The following is a 25,755-nucleotide window of genomic DNA, read 5'->3' on the forward strand; positions in this document are numbered from 1 at the left end:
CTCCGCTCGCGGGCGCGTCCCGGAAGCCCTCCGCTACCGGGAGGACAGCGCCCGGAAGCGGCGCAGCCGCAGGCTGTTGCCGACGACGAAGACCGAGGAGAACGCCATCGCGGCCCCGGCGATCATCGGGTTGAGCAGTCCGGCCGCGGCCAGCGGCAGCGCCGCGACGTTGTAGCCGAACGCCCAGAACAGATTGGTCCGGATGGTGCCGAGGGTGGCGCGGGCCAGCCGGATGGCGTCCGCAGCGGCCCGCAGATCGCCCCGTACGAGGGTGAGGTCACCGGCCTCGATGGCGGCGTCGGTGCCGGTGCCCATCGCCAGCCCCAGGTCGGCGCGGGCCAGCGCCGCCGCGTCATTGACGCCGTCGCCGACCATGGCGACCGAGCGGCCCTCGGACTGCAGCCGTGCGACGACCGCCACCTTGTCCTCGGGGAGCACCTCGGCGATCACCTCGTCGATTCCGACCTCGGCGGCGACCGCCGTCGCCACGGCCCGGTTGTCACCGGTCAGCAGGACCGGCGTCAGCCCCAGGGCCCGCAGCCGGCGCACCGCCTCCGCGCTGGTGGGCTTCACCGCGTCGGACACGACCAGCACCGCGCGCGCCGCGCCGTCCCAGCCGACGGTGACCGCGGTACGGCCCTCCGCCTCGGCCGCGGCCTTGGCGGCCGCCAGTTCGGGCGTCAGGAACTGGGTCCACCGGTTCAGCAGCTGCTCGCGGCCCACCACTACGGCGTGCCCCTCGACCACTCCCTGGACGCCCAGCCCCGGAACGTTCGCGAACTCCTCGGGGGTGGGAAGGGCGCCCGCCCCGGCGTCGCCGTCGCCGATCCGCTGCGCGGCGCCGGTGGCGACGGCACGGGCGACGGGGTGCTCGGAGGCGTGCTCCAGCGCGCCGGCCAGCCGCAGCACCTCCGGCTCCGAGACGCCCTCGGCGAGGTGGACCCCGGTCAGCGTCATCACGCCGGTGGTGACCGTGCCGGTCTTGTCCAGGACGACGGTGTCCACCCGGCGGGTCGACTCCAGTACCTCGGGTCCCTTGAGCAGGATGCCGAGCTGGGCGCCGCGTCCGGTGCCGACCATCAGCGCGGTCGGCGTGGCCAGCCCCAAGGCGCACGGGCAGGCGATGATCAGGACGGCGACGGCGGCGGTGAAGGCGGCCACCGCGCCCGCGCCGGTGGCGAGCCAGCAGCCGAGGGTGCCGAGGGCGAGCGCGATCACGACCGGGACGAAGACCGCGGAGATCCGGTCCGCCAGCCGCTGGGCCGCGGCCTTGCCGTTCTGCGCGTCCTCGACCAGTCGCGCCATCCGGGCGAGCTGGGTGTCCGCGCCGACCCGGGTGGCCTCGACGACCAGCCGGCCGCCCGCGTTGACGGTGGCGCCGGTGACGGTGTCGCCGGGGGAGACCTCGACGGGGACGGACTCACCGGTGAGCATCGACGCATCCACGGCGGAGGCGCCCTCCAGCACCTTCCCGTCGGTGGCGATCTTCTCCCCGGGCCGTACGGTGAAACGGTCGCCGGTCCTCAACGCGGCGGTGGGGACACGGACTTCACGGCCGTCCCGCAGCACGGTGACGTCCTTGGCGCCCAGCTCCAGCAGCGCCCGCAGCGCCGCTCCCGCCTTCCGCTTCGCGCGCGCCTCGAAGTAGCGCCCGGCCAGGATGAAGGTGGTGACACCGGCCGCGGCCTCCAGATAGATGCTGCCGCTGCCGTCGGTGCGGGCGATGGTCAGCTCGAACGGGTGCGTCATCCCGGGCATGCCCGCGGTACCGAAGAACAGTGCCCACACCGACCAGCCCAGTGCCGCGAGGGTGCCCATCGAGATGAGGGTGTCCATCGTGGCGGTGCCGTGCCGCAGATTCGTCCAGGCGGCCCGGTGGAACGGCCAGGCGCCGTACGCCACCACCGGCGCGGCCAGCGTCAGCGAAAGCCACTGCCAGTTGGTGAACTGCAGCGGCGGCACCATCGCCATCAGCACCACGGGGACGGACAGGGCGAGGGAGATCAGCAGGCGCTGACGGAGCGGGGCGAGCCCGTCGCCGTCGGCCCGGCCGTCCGCGTGGTCCCGGCCTTCCCCGCCGGTGGTGTCCGGTGCCGGGGCCGGCGGCTCCGGGAGGGCCGCGGTGTAGCCGGTCCGCTCCACGGTGGCGATCAGGTCGGCGGTCTCGACGCCACTGCCGGTCGCGACGGTCACCTGGGCCTTCTCGGTGGCGTAGTTGACGGTGGCGGTGACGCCCTCCATGCGGTTGAGCTTCTTCTCGATGCGGGCGGCGCACGAGGCGCAGGTCATCCCGCCGATCTCCAATTCGACGCCGTGCTCTCCGACCGCGGTGGCCATGACTGCTCCTCGGTGTGCTGCGAGTGCGCGTTCCCTGGAGAGAACCATATACCCCCCTAGGGTATTCCACGGGGCGTCATTGCGTCACACCCGCTTCGCCGACATCCTCGCCCCCGTCCGCCGCCGCCCCCGCCGCACGGCTCACCCGGCCGCCCAGCGCCCGCAGATACGCGGCCAGCTCCGGCGGTTCGTGGACGGTGAACTCGTGGCCCAGCATGGCCAGCCGGAGTGCCAGCCACTCCAGCGAATCGGGGGTGCTGCGCCAGCGGCAGGACGCCTCGTCGAGCGGTGTGACCTCGCCCCCCGCCGGGCCGCCCAGCCGGGCGGCCACCTCGGTGGCCGGTGCCCGCACGGTCGCCACCGCCCGGTGGGACGCGCTCATCCCCTGCATCCGCTCCCGGACGTACGCGCCCGCGTCGGCGGCGGGCAGCCGGCGCTGCGGGGTCCGTACGCCGGTGGGGAACGGTTCGCTCAGCCGGTCCACCCGGAAGATCCGCCAGTCCTCGCGGTCGTTGTCGTACGCCACGAGATACCAGCGGCGCCCCGAGGCGACCAGGCGGTGCGGCTCCACCAGGCGCTTGCTGCGGGGGCCGGTGCCCGCCCGGTAGCAAAAGCGCAGCCGTTCGTGGTTGGTGATGGCCGCGGCGAGCACCGTCAGATGCTCCGGGTCGACGGTCGGGCCGTCGCCGGCCGGCATCGGGACGGTGGCCGTGCCGAGCGTGCCCACCCGTCGCCGCAGCCGGGCCGGGAGCACCTGTTCCAGCTTGGCCAGGGCCCGTACGGACGCCTCCTCGATGCCCTCGACGGTGTGGCCGGCGGCCGAGCGCAGGCCGACCGCGATGGCCACCGCCTCCTCGTCGTCCAGCAGCAGCGGCGGCATCGCGGTCCCCGCGGCCAGCCGGTAGCCGCCCTCCGCGCCCATCGTGGCGTGCACCGGATAGCCCAGCTCGCGCAGCCGCTCGATGTCGCGTCGGATCGTCCGGGAGGTGACCGCCAGTCGCCGGGCGAGCTCGCTGCCGGGCCATTCGCGCGGGGTCTGCAGCAGGGACAGCAGATTCAGCAGGCGCGCCGATGTCTCACTCATGGGGACCGATGATGCCGGTGCCTGTAGGACCGGAGCTGTCCTGTACCGGACCTGGCGTCGAAGGCGTCGAAGGCGTCGACGGCCGGCCGCCGCGCGAAGCCATCGCCTTCCGTCCGATCGGCACCGCTGCCGGGGCCGCGGGCGCGCCGCGGGCCTCGTTCGTCGAGGCCACCACCCACGCCCTGTGGTGGGTCTGCGGCGGCCCGGACCGCGGTGGGCGGCCGGGCGCCGCCGCTGTGCCGCGCCGGGTGAGGCGGCGGTCGACCGAGCGTCTCCGCCCGGTCCCGCTGCGTAAAAACAGCCCCTGCGCCGTACCGTTCACGCGCGCCCACGGGCCATACTGGCCCGGTGTCGATGATCAGCAACCTCCGCAAGGCCGTCCGGCTGCCGCAGCCGCGCACCCGGGGGGTCGACCTCAGCCACCCGGCGCGCTCGCCCCTCGGCACCGCCGTGGTGAACTGCGCGGTGTACGTGGACGGCGTGCGGCAGGACGGCGACCACCCGGCCGAGGCGGCGATCCGCCGGGTCCGTGAATCCGGCCGTGGATTTGTGTGGATCGGGCTGCATGAGCCGTCCGAGAAGGAATTCGCCGGAATTGTCGAGTTGTTCGGGCTGCACCCGCTCGCCGTCGAGGACGCGGTCTACGCCCACCAGCGGCCCAAGCTGGAGCACTACGACGACTCGCTGTTCACCGTCTTCAAGACGGTCCGCTATGTCGATCACGACCGGCTCACGGACACCAGCGAAGTCGTGGAGAGCGGTGAGATCATGGTCTTCACCGGCACCGACTTCGTGATCACGGTGCGGCACGGCGGGCATGGCTCGCTGGGCCCGCTCCGTGAGCAACTGGAATCCGTGCCCGAACAGTTGGCGCTCGGGCCGTCCGCCGTGCTGCATGCCGTCGCCGACCTGGTCGTGGACGACTACCTCGATGTCGCCGCCGCCGTCTCGGTCGACATCGACGACGTCGAGAGCGAGGTCTTCTCCGTGCGCGGCAGCGGCGGAGCCGGCCGGATCTACCAGCTCAAGCGCGAGCTGCTGGAACTCAAGCGCGCGGTGGCTCCTTTGGACCGGCCGATGCAGGAGCTGGCGACCCAGCCGATGGCGCAGGTCGAGCCCCGCATCAAGACGTACTTCCGGGACGTGGCCGACCACCTCGACCGGGTCACCGAGCAGATCACCGCCTTCGACGAACTGCTCAACTCCATACTTCAGGCCCACCTCGCCCAGGTCACCGTCGCCCAGAACGAGGACATGCGCCGGATCAGTGCCTGGGTCGCGATCCTGGCCGTGCCGACCATGGTCTGCGGGGTGTACGGCATGAATTTCGACCATATGCCGGAAAAACACTGGACGTTCGGCTATCCCCTGGTGATGGCGCTGATCGTGACCCTCTGCTGGATGATCCACCGCGGCTTCAAGCGGAACGGCTGGCTCTGACACCTGCCCGACGGCGCTGACGCGGGGATGAAGCATGGAGAAAGTGCTGGAAGGCCATGGCGTGTTAGAGGCGTGGTGCCGATGCGCCGGATAAACATGCTCTGACCAGTTCCCTGGTGGACGGGTTGTCGCGGCGCCGGGATCTCCGGTGCGCCCACGGGCATGCCCGGACGCCGGGCCGCGGCCCCCGCCGGTTCCGTGAGGAGAGCACATTGCGGTACGGACAAGCGTTGCGTGACGAGATCGCGGCCGTTGGGACGACGCCGCTGATCGGCGTCCACGACATGTACTCGGCCTCGATCGCCGCCGCGCACTACGACGGCTTCTTCGTGTCCGGCTTCGGCTTCGCCGCGTCGTACTACGGGCTTCCGGACATCGGGTTCATCGCCTGGCCCGACATGGTCGCCTTCGTGGAGCGGCTGCGCGGTGCGTTCCCGCGCCATCATCTGCTGGTGGACATCGACGACGGCTATGTCGACTCCGAGGTGGCCTGCCATGTGGTGCAGCGACTGGAGCGGAGCGGGGCGACCGGGGTGATCCTGGAGGACCAGAAGCGGCCGCGCCGTTGCGGCCATGCGGACGGCAAACTGCTGTTGCCGCTGGAGGAGTACCTGGAGAAGCTGAATCTGGTGCTGGCCAGCCGTACCGATCTGCTCGTCGTGGCCCGTACGGACGCCACGGACGAGGACGAGATCCTGCGGCGGGCGGCGGCGCTGGCCGAGACCGATGCCGATGTGGTGCTCGTCGACGGGGTGCGCAGCGCCGACCGGATCCGCCGGATCCGCAAGGTCCTCGGCGCCAAGCCGCTGCTGTTCAACCAGATCGCGGGCGGGAAGTCCCCGCGGCTCTCGCTGACCGAACTGACCGAGCTCGGCGTCGATGTGGCCATCTACAGCACCCCCTGCCTGTTCGCCGCGCACCGGGCGATGGAGACCGCGATGGCCGAGCTGAAGTACGCGGACGGACGGCTGCCGGCCACCGGGGACAGCGGCGGCGAGATCGGGGTCAAGGAGGCCACCGAACTGCTGGCCCGCAACATCAGCCGGCACCACCCGGTACGAGAGGCCGTCCCGGTATGACCCGCGGGGCGGGGCGTCCGGTTGCCCCGTCCGGCCCCACCGCCCGAAGATCCCCGGCATGCGCCCGGCGGCTCCCCGTACTCCGCTTCGCCCCGGGGATCCGCCGGCCTCCCGCTACCGTCCCGCCACCAGCCGCGGCCGGGCCGCGCACCATCCCGCCGCGATCTGCGGCAGCAGCAGCACCAGCAGGAGCGCCAGCGGCACCGTCCAACTGCCGGAGAGATCGTGCACGGCGCCCAGGACGGCCGGGCCGGCGGCGGCGAGGACATAGCCGAAGCACTGAGCCATGCTGGAGAGTTGGGCGGCGTGCCGGGCGTCCGGCGCACGCTGCACGATGAACAGCAGCGCGAGGCTGATCGCCGCGCCCTGGCCCAGCCCGAGCAGCACCATCCAGAGGTAGGCGCCGGCGGCCGGCGCGACCAGCACCCCGAGGAAGCCGGCCGCGCACAGCAGCGCGCCGACGGTGGCCAGGACGCCGGCCCGCAGCCGGCGGCCGACGACGACCGGTGCGAGGAACGAGCCCGTGATGCCCAGCAGCGAGGAGAAGGAGAGCATCCAGCCGGCGTCGCCCGCGCTCATCCCGGCATCCGTGAGCATCGTCGGCAGCCAGGCCGCGGCCGCGTAGTAACTCAGCGACTGCAGGCCCATGTACCCGGTCACCTGCCAGGCCAGCGGATCGCGCCACAGACCGCGTACCGGGTGCGCCGCCGCGCGGGCCGCGGCCTCCGGCACCCGCGTACGGGTACGGATCTGCGGCAGCCAGCAGACCAGCGCAAGGACCGCGAGCGCGCCCCAACAGGCCAGTGTGGAGCGCCAGTTCAGTCCGGCGGCCTGCTGAACGGGCACCGTGACACCGGCCGCGAGCGCGGCGCCGCCGAACAGCGACATCGAGTACAGGCCGGTCATCAGCCCGGCCCTGGCCGGGAAGTCCCGCTTGATCAGGCCGGGCAGCAGCACATTGGCGACGGCGATCCCCGCGCCGATCACCAGCGTGCCGGCGAACAGCGCCACGACCGAGTCCAGCAGCCGCAGCGCGGTGCCCCCGCAGATCAGCGCCATCGTGCCGAGCAGCGACCGCTCCATGCCGAACCGCCGTCCCAGCCGCGGTGCGACCGGTGCCAGCAGGCCGAAGCAGAGCAGCGGCAGCGTGGTGAGCAGGCTCGTGGCGGCGGCCGACATCCCGCTTTCGTCGCGGAGGGTCCCGACGAGCGGGGAGACGGCGACCAGGGCCGGACGCAGGTTCAGGGCCAGCAGGACGACGCCGATGCCGAGGTACAGGGCGCGGCGCCCGGCGACGCCGGGCGGAGCCGGTGCGGCGAGGGGCCCCTCGGACCTGCCGGTACCGCGCGCTTGCCCTTCCGGCCCTTCGGGTATGCGGGCGGCGGGCGCCGCCTCCACGACTGCCGGTCCTCCGTCGTCACGCACGCGCGTCCTCCCCGGGCCGGGTGGTGCGGTGGCGGTCCCGGGGCTCCGCGGGCTGCTCGCGCAGGGCGTTCATCGCCTCCGTGAGGTGCGCCAGCGCGGCCCGCTCGGCGGCGTCGGCGTCCCGCGCCTCGATGGCGTCGACGATGGCGGTGTGCTCATCGAGCTGATGGCGTACCGCGTCGGGCAGCGGCGTGCCGAGCACGGCCTGCAGCGTCCCGCGCAGCGCATCGCTGAGGTGCTCGTACAGCTCGGCCAGCACTCTGTTGTGCGCGGCCGCCGCCACCGTCCGGTGGAAGTGCATGTCCGCGTCGATGAAGGCGGCCACGTCACCGCTCTCCCAGGCCCGGCCGCGCTCGGCCAGCGCACCGCGCAGCGCGGCGAGGTCCTCGTCGGTACGGCGCTCGGCGGCATAGCGCGCGGCATCCCGTTCCAGACCGGCGCGCACCTCGTACGCCTCCAGGTTCTCGGCCCGCCGCAGCCGCCGCTGTACGGCCGCGCCGAAGCCGCTGCCGGCGCGGACATAGGTCCCGTCGCCCTGCCGCGGCTCCAGCATCCCGGTGTGCACCAGCGCGCGGACCGCCTCGCGGACGGTGTTGCGCCCGACGTCGAGCTGCTCCACCAGCACGGGCTCGGCGGGAATCTTCGTGCCGACCTTCCACTCGCCGTCGGCGATCAGCTGCTCCATCTGCTCGATGACCAGATCGACCAGGCTGGTGCGGTCGGTGCTGCGCAGCGGCATCGACGCCGTCCTCCCTCTTCGCAGGAGGCCATTTCCGGGGCTCCTGGGGCCTATTCCACCGGTGATGGGAACATCCCATGTTTAGCGGTGTCAAACGCGCAGGGTTAGCCTGAGGGCGGCGATGATCTCGGGAGATACATGGACGAGCGAGGCCGCCGGGCAGCGCCCTGGCACGGGCAGTGGCCGGCGATCGGCGTGGTGGCCGCGGGCGGTGCGATCGGCGCCTCGGCCCGTTACGGCGCGGCACTTCTCTGGCCCACGGGCGGCGGCGCCTTCCCCTGGACGACCCTCGCCGTCAATGCCGTCGGCTGTGCGCTGATGGGCGTTCTGATGGTGGTGATCACCGAGGTCCGGCCGGCCCACCGGCTGGTGCGTCCCTTCCTCGGCACCGGCATCCTCGGCGGCTTCACCACCTTCTCCACCTACGCCGTCGACATCCAGCGGCTGGCCGGCGCCGGGCGGCCGGTCGCGGCCCTGGCCTGTCTCGCGGGCACCGTGCTCGCCGCGCTCGCGGCGGTATGGGGCGCCGTGACCGGCACCCGTGCACTTCTCGAGCTGAGGCGGCGGACGGCATGACACACGGCACGGCACACCCGGGCGGCACCCCGGCGCTACGGCTCACGGTCCTCGTCGGCGAGGAGGACGTGTGGCACCACAAACCGCTCTATGCGGAGATCGTGCACCGCGCGCGCGAGTCGGGTATGGCCGGCGCGGGCGTCTTCCGGGGGATCGAGGGCTTCGGCTCCTCGCGCCTGATCCACACCCAGCGCCTGCTGTCGCTGAGCGAGGAGCTGCCGGTGGCGATCGTCATCGTCGACACGGAGGAGCGGGTGCGCGGCTTCCTGCCGCAGCTGGAGGAACTCCTCACGGACGGCGGGCTGGTGACGCTCGACCCGTGCGAGATGATCTCCTACCGGCGGACGGACGGTGGGGGCCCCGGGGAGGGCGGGCGCGGGTGAACTGGCTGCTGGTGGTGGCCGGTGCCATGGTCGGGGCGCCGCTGCGTTTTCTCACCGACCGCTATGTGCAGTCCCGGCACGACCAGGTCTTCCCCTGGGGGACCTGCACCGTCAATGTCGTCGGCTCCCTGGTCCTCGGCCTGCTGACCGGTGCGGCCCGGGCCGGTGCCGCCTCCTCGTCCGTCCAGCTGCTGATCGGCACGGGGCTGTGCGGTGCCCTGACGACGTACTCGACCTTCTCCTACGAAACGCTCCGGCTGGCCGCGGACCGGGCCCGGGGGGGTGCGGCGGCCAACGTCGTGGTGAGCGTGGCGGCCGGACTGGCGGCGGCGTTCGCCGGGGTGGCCGCCGGGCAGGCGATCTGGGGCTGACACCGGCCCCCGGCCCCGGGCACACGAAAGCGGTGGGGCTCCGGGAAGGAGCCCCACCGCACGGGCGGTGCAGGAGATGCGAGGGCTGGTGGGGTACGAGCGCCGGCCGCCAGGTCCCGGCTCTCGACAGCCCCCGGCCGTGCGCATCCGACCACCGTCAGCTCGGTCAGATCCGCCGGCCACCGCCGAACTTCGTTACGTCACAAGGCCTGTGGAGTACGTCAGGAGGCCTTGCCGAAGTGGACGCCCGCCAGGCCGTTGGCCCAGAGCTGGTCCACCTTGGCGCTCTCGTTCGCGTCCGGCTGGGTGTTCTGGCAGGACGTGCCGGGGCCGCCGCCGGACATCAGCTCGCTGCACGGGCCCTCGTAGTGGTCCGGCAGGCCCAGCACATGGCCGGTCTCGTGCGCGGCCACGCGGGTGGAGTTGTACTCCTGGTTCTGCTGGTAGTCCAGGAAGACATAGCCCTTGCCGTGGCCGTCGGTGCTGGCGTACGAACCACGCGCGTCGTTGCCCTCGCGGTACTGGAAGTCGCCGCCGCTGCCTGCCTGCAGCTTCACGTTCGAGACGGCACCGTTCCAGATCGACGCGCTCTGGGCTATCTGGTTCGCGAACGTCGGGGCCGCGCTGGCGTCATAGGTGACGGTCACCGAGGCGGCGTTCGGGTGGGCCTTCATCTTGGCCTTGGCCGACTTCAGCACGGCCTCGAAGAATGCCTTGGTGTCGGCCTTCTCGGCCGCCGAGCCGTTGTAGGCCGCGATCGAAGTGGGGGTGCTGTGGGAGGAGTTGGTGGGGGAGGAGGAAGCTGCCGAAACCGGCGCCGCGGCTGCGAGCGCGGCGACGAGGCCCAGACCGAGCGCCGCCGACAGCGCCGTCTTGGGAGATCTCATGTGGGGGCTCCTTTATTTCCGAGGGCCGTACGGCCGCCGTGTGGGGCGGCGGCCGGGGCCCTGCGGACTTCTTGGTGCCGTTGAGTCTGGACGGAGTTCACCCGGAAGACAGAGATGCCAGGTGGCGATAGCGCCGGTCAATACCCCGGAAAAAAGAGCGCGTTCCGACAGGTTTGAGAGTCTGGTGTGACGTATGCCGACGTCGTTATGCTCCGGACGTGGAGCTCGAGGTTAGGCATCTTCGCGCATTGTGCGCCATCGCGGACTCCGGCAGCCTACGCAAGGCGGCCCGGCAGCTCGGCATGACCCAGCCTTCCCTGACGACCCAGCTCCATCGCATCGAGAAAGCCCTCGGCGGCCAGCTCTTCTTCCGTGAGCCGACCGGCAGCCGGCCCACGCCGCTGGGGCATTCGGTCCTGTGCCGGGCCCGGCCGATAGTGGCCGAAATGCGGGCACTTATTGACGAGGTTGCCTCGGCCTCGCACCGCGACCGGGGCGCACGACTGCACATCGGCAGCACCAACAGCCCCGCCGTCGCCGGGTGGCTGCGCCGGCTCCGGGTGCGGCTGCCGGATACCGACACCACGATAAGAACCGATGTGTCCGCCAATGCGCTGCTCCACATGGTCGCGTCGGGACAGCTCGACGCCGCCTTCGTCCACGAGGTCGAGGGCGCGCCCCTACGGGTCCCCGAAGGCCTGGTGGAGCATGAACTCGTCACCAGGGAACCGCAGTTCATCGCGGTGGCGGACACCCACCGCGCGGCCGCCCGGACGGTCATCCGGGTGGCGGAACTCGCCGACGACCAGTGGATGGTCGACCCGACCGTGGACGGCGAATGGGCGGGACTGCGCCGCATCTGGGCCGCGGCCGGTATCAACCCCCGTGTCGTGCACGGCGACTACCTCACCACGGTGGATCTCGTCACGGCCGGAGAGGTGGTCACCCCCTGCCAGCCGACCGCCCGTCCCCGGCACGGCATGGCGATCCGCCCGCTGTACGGCGACCCGCTGGCCGTCCGCCTCTTCATGGCCTGCCGCCAGGACGGCACCCCCGCCGCCTCCGCCGACGACCTGTTCGCCGATCTGACCGCCTCGTACATGGAGACCGCCTGGGCGAGCGAGGCCTACCGGACCTGGCTCGTGCGGCACAACGGGCCACTGCCCGTGGGGAGCTAGGGCGCCCCACCGGCGGAGGGACTTGATCGCTCTCCGGGGGGGGGCCGGGAGGGCGCCCGCTCACGCAGCCGCCGGTCAGCAGCATCGACACGCGGCGGATCACCGTGGCAGTCCTCCGGGCCCCCGTCCCAGGTAACGGGATCCGGCCACCCGCCGCGCACCGGCGCCCCGTCCGCAACAGGTCCTGCTGATGGCTGGTCAGGTGGCGAGCTGCCGGGGCCCGCCCGTCGGTCGCGGGACGGCGGCCATCGACCAACCGTGTGACAGCCGCCGTCCCCGCCTCTTGGGAGCGGCCGGGCGGTGGGGTGGTGGCCGAGAGTGGGGGTGCCCGAGAGCCGGTGCGGCCGAGCCCTGGAGACCCCTGTGGATGGCACCTTTTCCCTGATCCTGCTGCTGCTGTTCCTGTGGTGCCTGTGCTCGCGGCGGATGGAGCGTTTCGAGCTGACCGCCCCGGCCGCCTTCGTGCTGCTGGGACTTCTGCTGGGCGAGGGCACCGGGGTCCTCGATCTCGCGCTCTCGCACGAGACGGTCAAGGTGCTCGCGGAGATCACCCTGGTCTGGGTGCTCTTCACCGATGCCGCCCGGCTCTCCTTCCGGGCCCTGCGCCCGGAGCTCGGCCTCTATGTACGGCTGCTGGGGATCGGGCTGCCGCTGTGCGTGGGCCTCGGCACGCTGCTCGCGGCCGTCCTGCTCCCCGGTGTCTCGGGGTGGGCCGCGCTGTACGTCGGGGCCGCGCTCGCACCGACGGACGCCGCGCTCGGCGCCACGATGATGGTCAACCCCGTGGTGCCCGCGAAGATCCGCCGGCTCATCAATGTGGAGAGCGGTCTCAACGACGGCATCGCCACCCCCCTGGTGGTGCTCGCCCTGGCCGGAGTGTCCGCGGCCGAGGGCATCGCCGGACCGGATGCCGCCAACCGTGCCCTGGTGCAGCTCGCCGTCGGTGCGGCGTACGGCGCGGTGGTCGGTCTGGCCGCCGGATGGCTGCTGCGGACCGCGCTCCGCAACGGCTGGGCGAGCGAGGACTTCGCCGGTGCGGGCATCCTGGCCCTGGCACTCCTCGGCTACACCTCCTCGCTCGCGATCGGCGGCAACGGCTTTGTCGCCGCCTTCGTCGCCGGCCTGGCCTTCGGATCGGCGCACGGTGCGCCGCATCGGGTGCTCCTGTACGTCGAGCAGTCCGCCGCGCTGCTCTCCGTGCTGGTCTGGCTGGTTTTCGGCGCCCTGCTGCTTCCGGAGGTGTTCGACCATCTCACCTGGCAGACCGCGGTCTACGCGGTACTGAGCCTCACGGTGATCCGTATGGTGCCCGTGGCACTGTCCCTGGCCTGGAGCGGTCTGGACACCAAAACCGTGCTGTTCGTGGGCTGGTTCGGTCCCCGCGGACTGGCCTCGATCATCTTCGGACTGCTGGCGGTCGAGGAGCTCAAGAGCCCCGACACCGAGGCGGTGGTCCCGGTGGTCGCCCTCACCGTGCTGCTCAGCGTCCTCGCCCACGGCCTCACGTCCCTGCCACTGGCGAACCGCTACGGGAGAGCGGCGGCGGCCAGGGGCATCGGCCCGGCCGGCGCCGCGGCGGACGAGCTGCCGGTCAGGGGGATGGCGGCCGGCGGTCTGCGCCACGGCCGGCGACGGGGCGGCCCCGCCGCGTCATGAACGTCACCCGTCGGCGTCCCCCGGACCGCACGCACGCGTCCGGCACACAAAGACCGCACCCGTCCCGTCACCACCCGCCATTGGCGGAGGGCGTCGGAACGGGTGCGGACATCCGACGGGGCGCCGCGTCCCGCGCACACGCGGGCCGGGGCGCCGGGGCCGGGTCAGGCCTTCTTCGTCTCCCAGAAGATCTTGTCGATCTGGGCGATGTAGTCCAGGGCCTTCTGGCCGGTGGCCGGGTCGTTGGAACCCTTGGCGGCGCTGAGGGCCTTGAGGGTGTCGTTGACCAGCTGGTGCAGCTCCGGGTACTTCTCGAAGTGCGGCGGCTTGAAGTAGTCGCTCCACAGCACCGAGACGTGGTGCTTGGCCAGCTCGGCGCGCTGCTCCTTGATCAGGACGGCGCGAGTGCGGAAGTCCGCGTCCTCGTTGGCCTGGTACTTCTCCTGGACGGCCTTGACGGACTCGGCTTCGATGCGAGCCTGGGCCGGGTCGTACACGCCGCAGGGCAGGTCGCAGTGGGCGCTGACCTTCACCTTGGGGGCGAACAGGCGCGAAAGCATGTTCAGTCCTTCCTCGTGATCGTCTTCTCAGGTGCGAGATTACTCGGTGCGGGAAGGCTTTTCTTGGTCGGCCCGGGGGTCTTAGGGCAAAAGTCCAGTGCCAAGGTGGGACTGATGGAGGATGAACCGGTGAGCGGGTCGGACCGGGGCTGGGCCGGGAGGTACGGGATGCCGGAGCGAGTGCATGAGCGCGGGCCGGAGCAGGGTGAGGACGCGGATACGGGGCACGAGCGGGGCGGGTTCCTCCGTGCGTTCGGGCTGGCCGAGGTCTACAACCCGTCGATGGTGCCGACGCTGCAGCCCGGTGATCAGCTGGTGGTGCAGTACGGGGCGGCGGTGCGGCCCGGCGACGTCGTCGTGCTGCGGCATCCGTTCCGGCAGGATCTGCTGATCGTCAAGCGGGCCGTGCAGCGGCGCGACGGCGGCTGGTGGGTCCGGGGGGACAATCCGTTCGTCGAGAACGACAGCCGGGAATTCGGTGTGGTTCCCGACGAACTGGTCATTGCCCGCGCCTGGGTGCGGGTGCGGCCGCCGAAGGGGATTCAGCGCTCGGTCACCGGGGTGCTGTCCTGGGCGCTGTCTGCGGTCCGGCCGGTAAGGGCCGAGCGCTCGCTCTCCAGGCGCTTGCGGGCGCGGTAGGCGGCGACATTGGCGCGGGTGGCGCAGCGGTCGGAGCAGTAGCGCCGGGACCGGTTGGTCGAGGTGTCCAGGTAGGCGTTGCGGCAGGGCCGCGCCTCGCAGATGCCCAGCCGGTCCACACCCAGGTCGGTGAGGTGGAACGCCAGGCCCATACAGGCGGTCGCGGCGAAGCTCGCGGTGGCGTTGGCGGCGTGGTCGGCGATGTGCATATGCCAGTCGGGGCGGCCGTCGTCGTCCCGGTATTCATGGCCGGAGATCTGCGGGCTGACGGGGAACTCCATCATCAGGGCGTTGAGGAGGTCCACGGCCAGCACCTCGTCGCCGGTGTCGGCGGCCTCGAACACGGCGCGCAGCCGGGCGCGGACCGTGCGCAGCCTGGTGACGTCGCTGTCGGTCGCGCGCCGGGCGACCTGCTGCGCCGGGCCGAAGAGTTCGCGGACCGCCTCGACCGAGGTGAGGCTGTCACTGCCGCGCTCGGGCTGCTCGGTGTTGACCAGTCGCACGGCATAGTCCGAGTAATAGGCCAGTTCCACTTGTAGTCCTTACGGGCGGGGGCTAAGGTGCGGAGTGCTTGAGCGAAGTAATGGGTGTTGTTACTACGAGGGTATTACGGCCTGAAGGGGAAGCGATGACCGAGACCGTCGTCGGCGCCGATTGGCAGGCGTGGCAGAACAGTTGGGACCGCCAGCAGGAGTGGTACCTCCCCGACCGCGAGGAGCGGTTCCGGGTGATGCTGGACATGGTCGAGGCGCTGGTGGGTCCCGAGCCCCGGGTACTGGACCTCGCATGCGGTACGGGAAGTATCTCCGACCGGCTGCTGAAGCGGTTCCCCAAGGCCGAGAGTGTGGGCGTCGATCTGGATCCCGCGCTGCTGGCCATCGCGGAAGGGTACTTCGCCGGCGAGCGCCGGGTCCGCTTCGTACGAGCCGATCTGAAGGACCCGGGCTGGACGGACAGGCTGCCGCACGACTCGTACGACGCGGTGCTCACCGCCACCGCGCTCCACTGGCTGCACACCGAGGACCTCCGCGGTCTGTACGGGCAGCTGGGCACCCTGGTGCGGGACGGCGGGGTCTTCATGAACGCCGACCACATGCCCGAGGAGGCCACCCCGCGGATCAACGCCGCCGAGCGGGCCTTCCGGCATGCGCGGATGGACGCGGCGAAGGCGGCCGGCGCCGTCGGCTGGGCCGACTGGTGGCAGCTGGCGGCCGCCGACCCGCGGCTGGCCGGGCCGACCGCCGAGCGCTTCGAGATCTACGGCGAGCACGCCGACGGCGACACCCCCTCGGCGGCATGGCACGCGGCCGTCCTGCGCGAATCGGGATTTGCGGAGGCCCGGCCGGTATGGGCTTCGCCCACGGACGCGCTGGTGCTGGGCCTGAAGTAGGGCCATGACGAGCCGTTGCGCCGTCGGACGGGGCGAAAAGACCGCGGCGGGACTTTCTCCCGAGGGAGCAAGTCCCGCCGCGGACCAAGGCTTCCGCCGCGGCGGCGGGCCATGCCCGCGGTGGCGTCCGTCGGTGCGGAACCGGCCGGAGCCGCCGCGCCCGGTGCCGGGCCGTCGCGCTCCTACAGCACCTTCGACAGGAACGACTTCGTCCGCTCGTGCTGCGGATTGCCGAGCACCTCGCGCGGGTGGCCGGATTCGACGACCACACCGTCGTCCATGAAGACCAGCGAGTCGCCGACCTCACGGGCGAAGCCCATCTCATGGGTCACGACGATCATCGTCATACCGTCCGCCGCCAGGTCCTTCATGACGTCCAGGACGTCACCGACCAGCTCCGGGTCCAGGGCCGAGGTCGGCTCGTCGAAGAGCATCAGCTTGGGCTCCATCGCCAGCGCACGGGCGATGGCGACGCGCTGCTGCTGGCCGCCGGAGAGCTGCGAGGGGTAGCTGCCGGCCTTGTCGGACAGCCCGACGCGGTCCAGGAGCTTGACCGCCCGCTCCCGGGCGGCGGACTTCGACTCGCCCTTGACCTGGATCGGCGCCTCCATGATGTTCTCCACCGCGGTCATGTGCGGGAAGAGGTTGAAGCGCTGGAAGACCATGCCGATATCGCGGCGGCGGGCGGCGACCTCGCGGTCGCGCAGCTCGTAGAGCTTGCCGTGGTGCTCGCGGTAGCCGACCAGTTCGCCGTCGACGGACAGCCGTCCGGCGTTGACCTTCTCCAGGTGGTTGATGCAGCGGAGGAAGGTCGACTTGCCGGAGCCGGACGGGCCGATCAGGCAGAAGACCTCCTGGGGCGCGACCTCCAGGTCGATGCCCTTGAGGATGTGGGCCGCGCCGAAGGACTTGTGGACGCCCTCGGCCTTGACCATCGGGCCGCCGCTCGCACCGGCGGTCGGCTTGCTCGTCGTGATCTTGCTGGTCATCCGACACCTCCGGGGCGGTTGAAGCCGCCGGACAGCTTCGCCTTGGCTTTCTGGAGCGGGGTGAGCGGCAGCTGGCGGCTGGAGCCGCGGGCGTAGTAGCGCTCGAGGTAGTACTGGCCGATGCTCAGCACCGTGGTGGCGATCAGGTACCAGGCGGCGGCGAGGATCAGCATCTCCACCACGACACCGGAGTCCCGTCCGACGTTCTGTGCGGCCTGCAGCAAATCGTAGTACTGGACGGCGATGACCAGGGAGGAGGTCTTGAGCATGTTGATGACCTCGTTGCCGGTCGGCGGCACGATCACCCGCATCGCCTGGGGCACGATGATCCGGCGCAGCGTCCTGGCGTGGCTCATGCCCAGCGCGTGTGCCGCCTCGGTCTGGCCCTCGTCGACGGCGTTGAGGCCGGCCCGGCAGATCTCCGCCATGTACGCCGCCTCGTTGAGGCCGAGGCCCAGCAGCGCGCACAGGAACGGGGTCATGAAGTCCGACCACTCGTCCTTGTAGATCGGCATGATGTCGATGTACTGGAAGACGAGGCCCAGGTTGAACCACAGGAACAGCTGGACATAGACCGGCGTACCGCGGAAGAACCAGACGTAGAACCACGCGACCGTCGAGGTGACCGGGTTCTTGGACTGGCGCATCACGGCCAGGATCACACCCAGCACGATGCCGATGATCATCGAGAGCACGGTGATCAGCAGGGTGTTGCGCAGGCCCTTGAGGATGTCCGCGTTGAACATGTACTGGGGGATGGCGTCCCAGTTGACGTTCCCGGAGGCGAAGGCCCGGCCGAGCAGGGCGATCAGTCCGATGACGACGATCGCCGCCACCCAGCGGCCGTAATGGCGGACCGGGATGGCCTTGATCGGCTCGGGCTGGGGCGGCGGAGCGTCCGCCGGCGGCTGGGCCGACTTGTCGACGTCAACTGGCACGGGTGTTGCCTTTCAGCGTTCGGCGGGAGGTGCGCGGAGCGGAGGGGACGGTTTCCGGTGACTCAGGAGCCGCCATTGAGCTCCACCTTCTTGACCGCGGCATCCTTGACGTCCCACTTGTCCAGGACCTTGGCGTACGAGCCGTTCTTGATCGCGAGTTCCACCGCGGCCCGGAGCGCGTCACGCAGCTGCTCCTTGCCCTTGGGGACCGCGATGCCGTACGGGGCCGCCTTGAGCGGCGCGCCGCCGACCATCTGGAAATCCTTGCCGTGACCGGAGACCTTCACCGCATACGCCGCGACCGGGTAGTCGCTGGAGACGGCGTCCACACCGCCGGTGCGCAGCCGGGTCTGGGCCTCGGAGTCGTTGTCGAACGCCTCGATCGAGATCGGCTGCTCGCCGTTCTTCTCACAGGCCTTCGACTTGTCCTTGGCCAGGTCGTGCGAGACGGTGCCGCGCTGCACCGCGATCTTCTTGCCGCACAGCGTCTCCCAGCCGTCGATGCCGTTGGTCTTGCCCTTCTGGGTGTAGAGCGAGACGCCGACGTTGAGGTAGTCGATGAAGTCGACACCCTGACCGATCTTCTTGCCGGTGTTGCTGTCGATGCCCTCCTGGCGCTCCTTGGTGTCCGTCATCGCCGACATCGCGATGTCGTAGCGCTTGGACTTCAGGCCGCCCATGAGGGTGTCGAAGGTGGCGTTGTTGAAGTTGAGCTTGATGCCCAACTCCTTGCTCATAGCCTCCGCGAGATCCGGGTCGATGCCCTCGACCTTGCCGTTGGAGCGGAACTCCACCGGCTTGTAGGTGATGTCCGAGCCGACCTGGAGCAGGGCCTTTTCCTGGACGTCCTTGGGCAGCTTCTTGAACAGCGGCGCATTGACGTTGCGGTTCTTCTTCGCGTCGCGCTTGGCGATGGCCGCGTCCGTTTGGTCGCCGCAGGCGCTGAGCAGCAACAGCGAGGCGGCGACCGCGGCCGTCGCGGCCACGGCTGTGCGTGACCTGCCGACGGCCGAGCGACGGGTGGTGCTTGCGGTCATGCTGATCCTCCTGCGGATCGAGAAGCCGACGTGACAAATGGCCGGGGGCACACCTTCGAGCGTCGCGACCTCGGTTGGTGACGGAATCCTGCCATCCGGACTCCGCTATGCGGACTGTCGTAATGGTCAAAATCGGATAACGGACGGAGAAGGCGAGGTGGCGCCCTTGTGTCGCAAGGGGAGCCTTCGCTTCCGTGGATGTCATGGGCTCCCCGGCTCTCTCCGGCGTCTCGGAATCCGGAACGGAGAGGGATGGCTCTTCTGAGTTTTTTGTGTATTTCGCGGTTAATGTCGGAACTCTGAAGCCGAGGGTAAGGAATCTGACTCGTCGGGGCGCGCGCCCGTCGGGTAGAAAGGTTCGTTACACCCCTCATCCGGGGCTCAGGGCGCGTGTGCGGCGCGCCCGGCGTCCGTACCTCCCCGCGCGCGGCGGCCATCTGCCGCGCACGGCGCGGACGCGGTGCCCGCCCACCCCTCAACCAGGGAGTGGCCACCCTCAGCAGATTTTCGATTAAAGGGGTAAGACAAGTGGCAGCGGAGATCGTCAATCCTCGCAGCGACAGCAACACCGGTACGGGCGTGGGCAGTGCGCCCGACGACGCCTTCGACCCGGCCTTCGCGCTGCATCGCGGCGGCAAAATGGCCATCCAGGCGACCGTGCCGGTCCGCGACAAGGACGACCTGTCCCTCGCGTACACACCGGGTGTCGCCAAGGTGTGCAGCGCCATCGCCGAGCGGCCCGAGCTCGTCTACGACTACACCTGGAAGTCCCAGGTCGTCGCCGTGGTCACGGACGGCACCGCGGTGCTGGGCCTCGGCGACATCGGCCCGGAGGCCTCGCTCCCCGTGATGGAGGGCAAGGCCATCCTCTTCAAGCAGTTCGGCGGCGTCGACGCGGTGCCGATCGCGCTCGCCACCACCGACACCGACGAGATCATCGAGACCGTCGTCCGGATGGCCCCGTCCTTCGGCGGCGTCAATCTGGAGGACATCTCGGCGCCCCGGTGCTTCGAGATCGAGCGCCGGCTCCAGGAGCGGCTGGACATCCCGGTCTTCCACGACGACCAGCACGGCACCGCCGTGGTCACGCTGGCCGCGCTGCGCAACGCCGCCAAGCTCACCGACCGGTCGCTCGGCCAGCTGCGCGCGGTCATCTCGGGTGCCGGCGCGGCCGGGGTCGCCATCGCCAAGATCCTCATCGAGGCGGGCATCGGCGATGTCGCGGTCTGCGACCGCAAGGGCGTGGTCTCCACCGACCGCGGCGACCTCACGGACGTCAAGCGCGAGGTGGCCGGCTTCACCAACAAGGGCCGGCTGACGGGCTCGCTGGAGGACGCGATGGACGGCGCGGATGTCTTCATCGGCGTCTCCGGCGGCACGGTGCCGGAAGCGGCGGTGGCCAAGATGGCGAAGGACTCGCTGATCTTCGCGATGGCCAACCCCACCCCGGAGATCCACCCGGAGGTCGCGCACAAGTACGCGGCCGTGGTCGCCACCGGGCGCAGCGACTTCCCCAACCAGATCAACAACGTGCTGGCCTTCCCGGGCATCTTCGCCGGTGCCATGCAGGTGCGGGCCACCCGGATCACGGAGGGCATGAAGCTCGCCGCCGCCGAGGCGCTGGCCGCCGTCGTCGCCGATGAACTCAGCGCCGACCGGGTCATCCCCTCCCCGTTCGACGAGCGGGTCGCACCGGCCGTCACCGCCGCCGTCGCGGCTGCCGCCCGCGCCGAGGGTGTCGCGCGCCGCTGACCGCACCGCCATAGGTGTCGTACACCAACGGGCCGGGCCCGCACCCCACACAGGTGCGGGCCCGGCCCGTTGTGGTGGCCGGGGCGGCGCGGTGCGTGTCACACCCCTTCCCGGTACCGCGGCGCCCGGCCGCGGCCTACGTTGGGATCATGTTTGCTGCCTATGCCGCCCGCATCGACCGTGACCAGCCGCTGAACGGCCTCGAATTGGGGGAGCGGCCGGCCCCCGACGCACGCCCCGGCTGGACGACCGTCAACGTCAAGGCCGCCTCCCTCAACCACCACGACCTGTGGTCGCTGCGCGGGGTGGGGATCACCGAGGACAGCCTGCCGATGATCCTCGGCTGCGACGCCGCCGGAGTGGACGCGGACGGCAACGAGGTCGTCCTGCACTCCGTCATCGGGCAGACCGGCCATGGTGTCGGCCCCGGGGAGAAGCCCTCCATCCTCACCGAGCGCTACCAGGGCACCTTCGCGGAGCAGGTCACCGTCCCCTCCTGGAACGTGCTGCCCAAGCCGAAGGAGCTCACCTTCGAGGAGGCGGCCTGTCTGCCGACCGCCTGGCTGACCGCGTACCGGATGCTGTTCACCAACGCGGGCGTACGGCCCGGGGACAGCGTGCTGGTGCAGGGCGCCGGCGGTGGCGTCGCGACCGCCGCCATCGTGCTGGGCGCCGCCGCGGGGCTGCGTGTCTTCGCCACCAGCCGGGACGAGGCCAAGCGCAAGCGCGCGCTGGAGCTGGGCGCCGAGGCGGTGTTCGCGACCGGCGAGCGGCTGCCGCAGCGGGTGGACGCGGTGATCGAGACGGTGGGCGCCGCCACCTGGTCGCACTCCATCAAGTCGCTGCGCCCCGGCGGCACCCTGGTCATCTCGGGCGCCACCAGCGGCTTCACCCCGAAGAGCGGGGAGCTCAACCGGATCTTCTTCCTGGAGCTGAAGATCGTCGGCTCCACGATGGGCAGCAAGGAGGAGCTGGCGTCGCTGCTCAGCTTCTGCGCGGCCAAGGGCATCCGGCCGGTCATCGACTCGACGCTGCCGCTGGACCGGGCGCGTGAGGGGTTCACGAAGATGGCGGCCGGCGAGCTGTTCGGCAAGGTCGTGCTGACGGTGTGACGCCTGGCGTGATGTCCATGCTGTGTGGCGTGCGGACGATTCGGTAAGGAGGGCCGGGAAGCGTGCGGATCCTGCGGGCGGAGGGGCGCCCCGCCGCGCCGTGGAGCAACGGCGGCGGGGTGACCCGGGAGGTCGCCGTCCAGCCACCGGACGCCGGCTGGGACACCTTCGCCTGGCGGGTCAGCCTGGCGGACGTCACCCGGGACGGGCCGTACTCGCCGCTGCCCGGCGTCCGGCGGATCCTGACCGTCGTCGACGGCGCCGGGCTGGAGCTGACGGTGGACGGCGACGGCACCCCGCAGCTCCTCCCCGAGCGCTACCGCCCGTTCGCCTTCCCCGGCGGGGCGGCCACCGACTCCCGGCTGCTGGACGGCCCCGTGGTCAACCTCAATGTGATGCTCCGGGAGGGGCGGGCGGCGGCGACGGTGGAGATGGTGCGGGGGAGCCGGGCGGTGCGGCCGGCCGACGGCAGCGCTGGCGGCGCGGCCGGTCCGGACGAGGTTCTGGTGGTGGCGGTCGAGGGGCGCACCCGGCTCGGGGCACCCGGCGGGCACCAGGCGCAGTTGGAGCGGTTCGACGCGGCGCTGCTGACGGCGCCGGACGCGGCCGCCGTCGGATTGTGGACGGACGGCACCGCAGCGGTGATCGCCCTGTCCGCCGCCGCTCCCGCCCGTCCGTAGAGGTGCCGCCCGCCTGCGGAGGCGGCGCCGGCGGCCGCGGCGGGGAGGTCCACCAGGGCGCGTGCCGGCGGTAGCGCGGCTCGGCGGGCAGGCGGCCGCCGCGGAAACCGCTCATCGAGTGTGGTCAAGGTCAGCGGGAGCGTGGGAAGCCGGAGTCGCGTGTCAATGATGGTTGACGCCTGGCGAGTGTCAACGTAAATTGACAGCTATGACCGAAGCAACGGATCTCGCCGAGCGGGCCGGCGACCGGGACCCCGGAGTCGGGCTCCGCGCCGTGGCCGCGCTCCGCCGGCTGCTGGAGCAGCTCGAAGCGGTGCAGGTGCGCAGCGCCCGCGCGAAGGGCTGGTCGTGGCAGGAGATCGCGGCGGAGCTGGGTGTCAGCAGGCAGGCAGTGCACAAGAAGCACGGGAGGCGCTGATGTTCGAGAAGTTCACGGCCGAGGCGCGCGCGGTGGTGCGCGGCGCGGCGGAACAGGCGGACCGCACGGGCAGTGGCACGGTCGGCGAACCGGAGCTGCTGCTCGCGCTGCTGGACCGTACGGACTCGCCGGCCGCCGGGGTGCTCGCCGCGCTCGGTGTCCATGAGCGGCGGGAGTCGGTGGCGGACGCCCTCGCGGCGGCGCGCCGGCGCGGCGGGGTGTCCACGGCCGACGCGGCCGCGCTGGCCGGGCTCGGGATCGATATCGATGCGGTCGTGGCGCGGGTGGAGCAGGCGCACGGGGCGGGCGCGCTGGCCGCCGACGGGCGGGCCGGGCGCCGGAAGCGGATGCGCCGGCCGTTCACCGCGGAGGCGAAGTCCGTGCTGGAGGGTGCCCTGCGGATCGCGGTCGGCCGCGGCGAGCGGCACCTCGGCGACGAGCATCTGCTGATGGCGCTGGCCGCCAGGCCCGGACCGGCCGCTGCGGTGCTAGCCGATCACGGGGTGACCTACGGCGATGTGGTGCGGGCGCTGGGCGAGACCCGGGGCCGGCGCGCGAGTTGAGCAGGCCCGGGACGGGCCCGTACGCGAGAGTGCTGCCCCGGAGCTGCCCCGCGGGGACCGGCCTCCACGGGCAGGGCGCGCGCTACGGGTAGCCGACCTTCACCTTCCCGATTCCCAGCGTGCTGTGCCGGGGCAGATATCCGGCCTCGAAAACCGCGCCGAGGACCGGAGCGAGCAGCTGCGCCAGCCGTTCGGCGCGGGAGTGGCCCAGCGCCCGCCACGGGCCGGCCGCCAGCCGGTCCGTCGTCCGCTCGATCGCGTCGCGTTCCTTGCGGGCGCGCTCGGTCGCGGTGCCGTCCGGAGCGATCCAGCCACGAGCGGCGAGGCGGTGCCGGGCGTCGTTCCACTCCTGGGCGCTCCAGCCGCGCCCCACGAAGTCGGCGGCCGGGGCGGCGCCGATCGCGGCGAACGACACCAGGGCCTCGCACGGGTCGAGCCCGCAGGTCAGCAGGGCCGCCAGATGGCCGTCGCCGCGGTGTTCGCGAAGGACCGTCGCGGCCTGCCAGAGCACCAGATGCGGCGCGTCCGGCCAGGGCAGATCGCGGTTGGCGGCGGCGAGCGGGCGGGCGGCGGGGCCGGCGTTCTCGGCGGCCTGGCGGGCGAGCCGGGCCGCCTCGGCGAGCTGCGCGGCGCTCAGCCGGCCGTCGGTCAGGGCCGTCAGCGCACGGTCCATGGCCAGCAGCCGCGCGTCCAGGACCTTGGCCGGGTCCGCGACGGTCCAGATCCGCGGGAGGTACCGGGCGATCATCCGCGGGCTGAAGGTGTAGTACGTCGCGGCCACCAACTCGGGTCCGGCGGCGCCCAGCGGAGCCGTACGCCAGGCGAAATAGCTGGGCCAGCGGGAGGACACGTCATGGCCGAGGTCGGCGGCGGCCTGGCGGGCCTCGGGGGCGAAGTACAGCGTGGCGTGCAGCGGCTCCAGCAGGTGCCACATCCGGCGGGCGACCGAAAGGTATTCCGACATCGCTTTACCTCATGGCCTTCACGATGCGTGCGCAGACAGGGAGGGTGGAACCGTAGTCGGGAACACGGCCGTCAGTCCGCGGAATCGGGCGGCTGGGGCTCCCTGGAACCCGGTGCCGGGCGAATAGCCGTGCGAAGTAGTGACTTCCCCGATTACGCCGCGTGAATCCAGACCGCAGATGGCAACTGTGCGTAGCCGGGAGTCGGTTGGGGGAAACCGGTTTCGGCCGTCGCGGCCGGGTGGCCGGATTCCTCCGTGCGCCGGATATTCGGTCGAGTCCGGGCGGACCCGTACGTAGGGTGACCCGGCCGACGGCCCACGGGGGGTCGATGGGCCCGTTGAGAGGAAGCACGATGCCGTACCACGGATGGGCCGACGAGGGGTTCGGAGCCTTCGCCGACGAATTCGCCCGGAACTTCGCCGAGCGCGGTGAACTCGGCGCCGCAGCAGCCGTGTTCGTGGACGGGCGCAAGGTCGTCGACCTGTGGGGCGGTATCGCCGATGACCGGACCGGGCGGGAGTGGGAGGAGGACGCCGTCCTTCCCGTCATGTCCCTCGCCAAGGTTGTCGTCAGCACCCTGGCCCATCTGCTCGCGCAGGACGGGCGGCTGGATCTCGACGCCCCGGTGGCCGACTACTGGCCGGAGTTCGCGCAGCACGGCAAGGAGGGGATCACCACCCGGATGGTGCTCGCCCACACTGCCGGAATCCCGCTCGTCGAGCGGAAGTTGACGTTCGAGGAACTGACCGCCTGGACGCCGGTGATCCGCGCCCTGGAGGAGCAGAAGCCCCTCTGGGAGCCCGGGACCGCGCACGAGTACCACGCCCACGCCTTCGGCTTCATCATCGGCGAGGTGATCCGGCGCCTGACCGGCCGCACGCCCGGCGCCTCCTTCCGGGCGGCCGTCGGCGACGCACTGGGGCTGCGCACCTGGATCGGGATGCCGCAGGAGGAGGTGCCGCGGCTGGCCCGCCTCGTCGAGGCGGAGGGGCGGGCCCCGTTGCCGAGCGCCGATCTGCTGCCCATGCGGGCCCTGACGATGAACGGCGTTCTGCCCTTCCCCGGACTCGACGATCCGCACGGCTACAACTCGCCCGCCCTGCTGACCGCCGAATTCCCCGGTGCGGGCGCGGTCTCGTCGGCGCGCAGCCTGGCGACCCTGTACGCGGCGGTCGCCACGGGCGTGGACGGCGGGCCGCGACTGCTGTCCGAGGACACCGTCACCGACGTGGTCACCCAGCTGTCCGGTGGGCCCTCTTGGTCCGGTTTTCCGGACCTCGGGGCACGCTGGGGGTCCGGCTTCCTCGTCGACTCCGCGTTTCGCGGGCTGCTCGGTCCGCGCTCCTTCGCCCACAGCGGAGCGGGCGGTCAATTCGCCTTCGGGGACGATGAGTTCGGCGTCGGGTTCGCCTATACCGCCAACCGGCTGGGCGGCCGCGGCGACCAGCGGGCCGAGCGGCTCATCGGGGCGCTGCGGGAGTGCGTCGGGGCCCCGGAGGCCGTGGGCGCCGGGGGCTGAGCGAATGACCGTGGTGGGGTGGGCGCACACATCGGGTG

Annotated in this window: 26 protein-coding genes; 15 read left to right on the top strand and 11 right to left on the bottom strand. The window is 71.6% G+C overall.

Features of this window, described 5'->3' with window-relative positions:
- Nucleotides 1–33: 33 nt before the first annotated feature.
- Both ACWGI6_RS12195 and ACWGI6_RS12200 read right to left on the bottom strand, forming a co-directional pair.
- Complete coding sequence (locus ACWGI6_RS12195) at nt 34–2,337, bottom strand: heavy metal translocating P-type ATPase (RefSeq protein WP_453267397.1); 2,304 nt, start codon at nt 2,335–2,337, stop codon at nt 34–36.
- A 76-nt stretch (nt 2,338–2,413) separates the two neighbouring features.
- Nucleotides 2,414–3,421, bottom strand: coding sequence for a helix-turn-helix transcriptional regulator (locus ACWGI6_RS12200; RefSeq protein ID WP_453267398.1), 1,008 nt, complete (start codon nt 3,419–3,421; stop codon nt 2,414–2,416).
- A 354-nt stretch (nt 3,422–3,775) separates the two neighbouring features.
- On the opposite strand from ACWGI6_RS12200, the gene ACWGI6_RS12205 reads away from it, so the two are divergent.
- Together ACWGI6_RS12205 and ACWGI6_RS12210 are read left to right on the top strand one after the other, a co-directional pair.
- Entirely contained in the window at nt 3,776–4,861 is a 1,086-nt protein-coding gene (locus ACWGI6_RS12205; RefSeq protein ID WP_453267424.1) for a magnesium and cobalt transport protein CorA, read from the top strand.
- A 212-nt stretch (nt 4,862–5,073) separates the two neighbouring features.
- Nucleotides 5,074–5,940 (top strand): isocitrate lyase/PEP mutase family protein, encoded by an 867-nt coding sequence (locus ACWGI6_RS12210; RefSeq protein ID WP_453267399.1) that lies wholly within the window; start codon nt 5,074–5,076, stop codon nt 5,938–5,940.
- A 114-nt stretch (nt 5,941–6,054) separates the two neighbouring features.
- Here the strand turns inward: ACWGI6_RS12210 and ACWGI6_RS12215 are convergent, their stop codons facing one another.
- Together ACWGI6_RS12215 and ACWGI6_RS12220 are read right to left on the bottom strand one after the other, a co-directional pair.
- Nucleotides 6,055–7,365 (bottom strand): CynX/NimT family MFS transporter, encoded by a 1,311-nt coding sequence (locus tag ACWGI6_RS12215; protein ID WP_453267400.1) that lies wholly within the window; start codon nt 7,363–7,365, stop codon nt 6,055–6,057.
- Entirely contained in the window at nt 7,358–8,104 is a 747-nt protein-coding gene (locus ACWGI6_RS12220) for a FadR/GntR family transcriptional regulator (RefSeq protein WP_453267401.1), read from the bottom strand. The genes ACWGI6_RS12215 and ACWGI6_RS12220 overlap by 8 nt, the downstream gene beginning before the upstream one ends.
- A gap of 138 nt (nt 8,105–8,242) precedes the next feature.
- On the opposite strand from ACWGI6_RS12220, the gene ACWGI6_RS12225 reads away from it, so the two are divergent.
- Genes ACWGI6_RS12225 through crcB form a run of 3 tightly spaced genes read left to right on the top strand, consistent with a single transcriptional unit; the run spans nt 8,243 to nt 9,434 of the window.
- A complete protein-coding gene (locus tag ACWGI6_RS12225; RefSeq protein WP_453267402.1) occupies nt 8,243–8,680 on the top strand; it encodes a fluoride efflux transporter FluC in 438 nt (145 codons plus the stop codon).
- Nucleotides 8,677–9,063 carry a DUF190 domain-containing protein gene (locus ACWGI6_RS12230; RefSeq protein WP_453267403.1) on the top strand — a complete coding sequence of 129 codons (387 nt, stop codon included), beginning with the start codon at nt 8,677–8,679 and terminating at the stop codon, nt 9,061–9,063. The genes ACWGI6_RS12225 and ACWGI6_RS12230 overlap by 4 nt, the downstream gene beginning before the upstream one ends.
- A complete protein-coding gene (gene crcB, locus ACWGI6_RS12235) occupies nt 9,060–9,434 on the top strand; it encodes a fluoride efflux transporter CrcB (protein WP_453267404.1) in 375 nt (124 codons plus the stop codon). The genes ACWGI6_RS12230 and crcB overlap by 4 nt, the downstream gene beginning before the upstream one ends.
- A gap of 221 nt (nt 9,435–9,655) precedes the next feature.
- Here the strand turns inward: crcB and snpA are convergent, their stop codons facing one another.
- The gene (snpA, locus tag ACWGI6_RS12240; RefSeq protein ID WP_453267405.1) at nt 9,656–10,321 is read right to left on the bottom strand and encodes a snapalysin; all 666 of its coding nucleotides are present in this window, start codon (nt 10,319–10,321) and stop codon (nt 9,656–9,658) included.
- A gap of 218 nt (nt 10,322–10,539) precedes the next feature.
- On the opposite strand from snpA, the gene ACWGI6_RS12245 reads away from it, so the two are divergent.
- On the top strand, nt 10,540–11,499 hold the full coding sequence (locus ACWGI6_RS12245) for a LysR family transcriptional regulator (protein WP_453267406.1): 960 nt from the start codon (nt 10,540–10,542) through the stop codon (nt 11,497–11,499).
- A 363-nt stretch (nt 11,500–11,862) separates the two neighbouring features.
- Nucleotides 11,863–13,155, top strand: coding sequence for a cation:proton antiporter (locus ACWGI6_RS12250; protein WP_453267407.1), 1,293 nt, complete (start codon nt 11,863–11,865; stop codon nt 13,153–13,155).
- A gap of 164 nt (nt 13,156–13,319) precedes the next feature.
- On the opposite strand, the gene sodN is transcribed toward ACWGI6_RS12250, so the two are convergent.
- The gene (gene sodN / locus ACWGI6_RS12255; protein ID WP_030085982.1) at nt 13,320–13,715 is read right to left on the bottom strand and encodes a superoxide dismutase, Ni; all 396 of its coding nucleotides are present in this window, start codon (nt 13,713–13,715) and stop codon (nt 13,320–13,322) included.
- A 168-nt stretch (nt 13,716–13,883) separates the two neighbouring features.
- On the opposite strand from sodN, the gene sodX reads away from it, so the two are divergent.
- Nucleotides 13,884–14,354: a nickel-type superoxide dismutase maturation protease gene (gene sodX, locus ACWGI6_RS12260; RefSeq protein WP_453267425.1), complete on the top strand. Its 471-nt coding sequence runs from the start codon at nt 13,884–13,886 to the stop codon at nt 14,352–14,354.
- On the opposite strand, the gene ACWGI6_RS12265 is transcribed toward sodX, so the two are convergent.
- A complete protein-coding gene (locus ACWGI6_RS12265) occupies nt 14,258–14,887 on the bottom strand; it encodes a CGNR zinc finger domain-containing protein (RefSeq protein ID WP_393907582.1) in 630 nt (209 codons plus the stop codon). The two genes, sodX and ACWGI6_RS12265, sit on opposite strands and share 97 nt — an antisense overlap.
- A gap of 95 nt (nt 14,888–14,982) precedes the next feature.
- Here ACWGI6_RS12265 and ACWGI6_RS12270 point away from each other — a divergent pair, with 95 nt between their 5' ends.
- The gene (locus tag ACWGI6_RS12270; RefSeq protein ID WP_393907581.1) at nt 14,983–15,744 is read left to right on the top strand and encodes a class I SAM-dependent methyltransferase; all 762 of its coding nucleotides are present in this window, start codon (nt 14,983–14,985) and stop codon (nt 15,742–15,744) included.
- A 182-nt stretch (nt 15,745–15,926) separates the two neighbouring features.
- Here the strand turns inward: ACWGI6_RS12270 and ACWGI6_RS12275 are convergent, their stop codons facing one another.
- From ACWGI6_RS12275 to ACWGI6_RS12285, 3 genes are all read right to left on the bottom strand, one after another.
- Nucleotides 15,927–16,679, bottom strand: a complete 753-nt coding sequence (locus tag ACWGI6_RS12275; RefSeq protein WP_453267426.1) for an amino acid ABC transporter ATP-binding protein — start codon at nt 16,677–16,679, stop codon at nt 15,927–15,929.
- Between the two features lie 50 nt (nt 16,680–16,729).
- The gene (locus ACWGI6_RS12280) at nt 16,730–17,671 is read right to left on the bottom strand and encodes an amino acid ABC transporter permease (RefSeq protein ID WP_393907580.1); all 942 of its coding nucleotides are present in this window, start codon (nt 17,669–17,671) and stop codon (nt 16,730–16,732) included.
- A gap of 62 nt (nt 17,672–17,733) precedes the next feature.
- The gene (locus tag ACWGI6_RS12285) at nt 17,734–18,708 is read right to left on the bottom strand and encodes an ABC transporter substrate-binding protein (RefSeq protein ID WP_453267408.1); all 975 of its coding nucleotides are present in this window, start codon (nt 18,706–18,708) and stop codon (nt 17,734–17,736) included.
- A gap of 528 nt (nt 18,709–19,236) precedes the next feature.
- Here ACWGI6_RS12285 and ACWGI6_RS12290 point away from each other — a divergent pair.
- From ACWGI6_RS12290 to ACWGI6_RS12310, 5 genes are all read left to right on the top strand, one after another.
- On the top strand, nt 19,237–20,460 hold the full coding sequence (locus ACWGI6_RS12290) for an NAD(P)-dependent malic enzyme (protein WP_453267409.1): 1,224 nt from the start codon (nt 19,237–19,239) through the stop codon (nt 20,458–20,460).
- A gap of 149 nt (nt 20,461–20,609) precedes the next feature.
- Nucleotides 20,610–21,572 carry a zinc-binding dehydrogenase gene (locus tag ACWGI6_RS12295; RefSeq protein WP_453267410.1) on the top strand — a complete coding sequence of 321 codons (963 nt, stop codon included), beginning with the start codon at nt 20,610–20,612 and terminating at the stop codon, nt 21,570–21,572.
- A 62-nt stretch (nt 21,573–21,634) separates the two neighbouring features.
- Nucleotides 21,635–22,252 carry a HutD/Ves family protein gene (locus ACWGI6_RS12300; RefSeq protein ID WP_453267411.1) on the top strand — a complete coding sequence of 206 codons (618 nt, stop codon included), beginning with the start codon at nt 21,635–21,637 and terminating at the stop codon, nt 22,250–22,252.
- Between the two features lie 208 nt (nt 22,253–22,460).
- On the top strand, nt 22,461–22,670 hold the full coding sequence (locus ACWGI6_RS12305; protein WP_393907575.1) for a helix-turn-helix domain-containing protein: 210 nt from the start codon (nt 22,461–22,463) through the stop codon (nt 22,668–22,670).
- Nucleotides 22,670–23,233, top strand: coding sequence for a Clp protease N-terminal domain-containing protein (locus tag ACWGI6_RS12310; protein ID WP_393907574.1), 564 nt, complete (start codon nt 22,670–22,672; stop codon nt 23,231–23,233). The genes ACWGI6_RS12305 and ACWGI6_RS12310 overlap by 1 nt, the downstream gene beginning before the upstream one ends.
- A gap of 82 nt (nt 23,234–23,315) precedes the next feature.
- On the opposite strand, the gene ACWGI6_RS12315 is transcribed toward ACWGI6_RS12310, so the two are convergent.
- Nucleotides 23,316–24,197: an SCO6745 family protein gene (locus tag ACWGI6_RS12315; protein WP_453267412.1), complete on the bottom strand. Its 882-nt coding sequence runs from the start codon at nt 24,195–24,197 to the stop codon at nt 23,316–23,318.
- 353 nt (nt 24,198–24,550) lie between these two features.
- On the opposite strand from ACWGI6_RS12315, the gene ACWGI6_RS12320 reads away from it, so the two are divergent.
- Nucleotides 24,551–25,717 carry a serine hydrolase domain-containing protein gene (locus ACWGI6_RS12320; RefSeq protein ID WP_453267413.1) on the top strand — a complete coding sequence of 389 codons (1,167 nt, stop codon included), beginning with the start codon at nt 24,551–24,553 and terminating at the stop codon, nt 25,715–25,717.
- The last annotated feature ends 38 nt before the right edge of the window (nt 25,718–25,755 follow it).

The organism is Streptomyces sp. NPDC054786 (assembly GCF_053611685.1).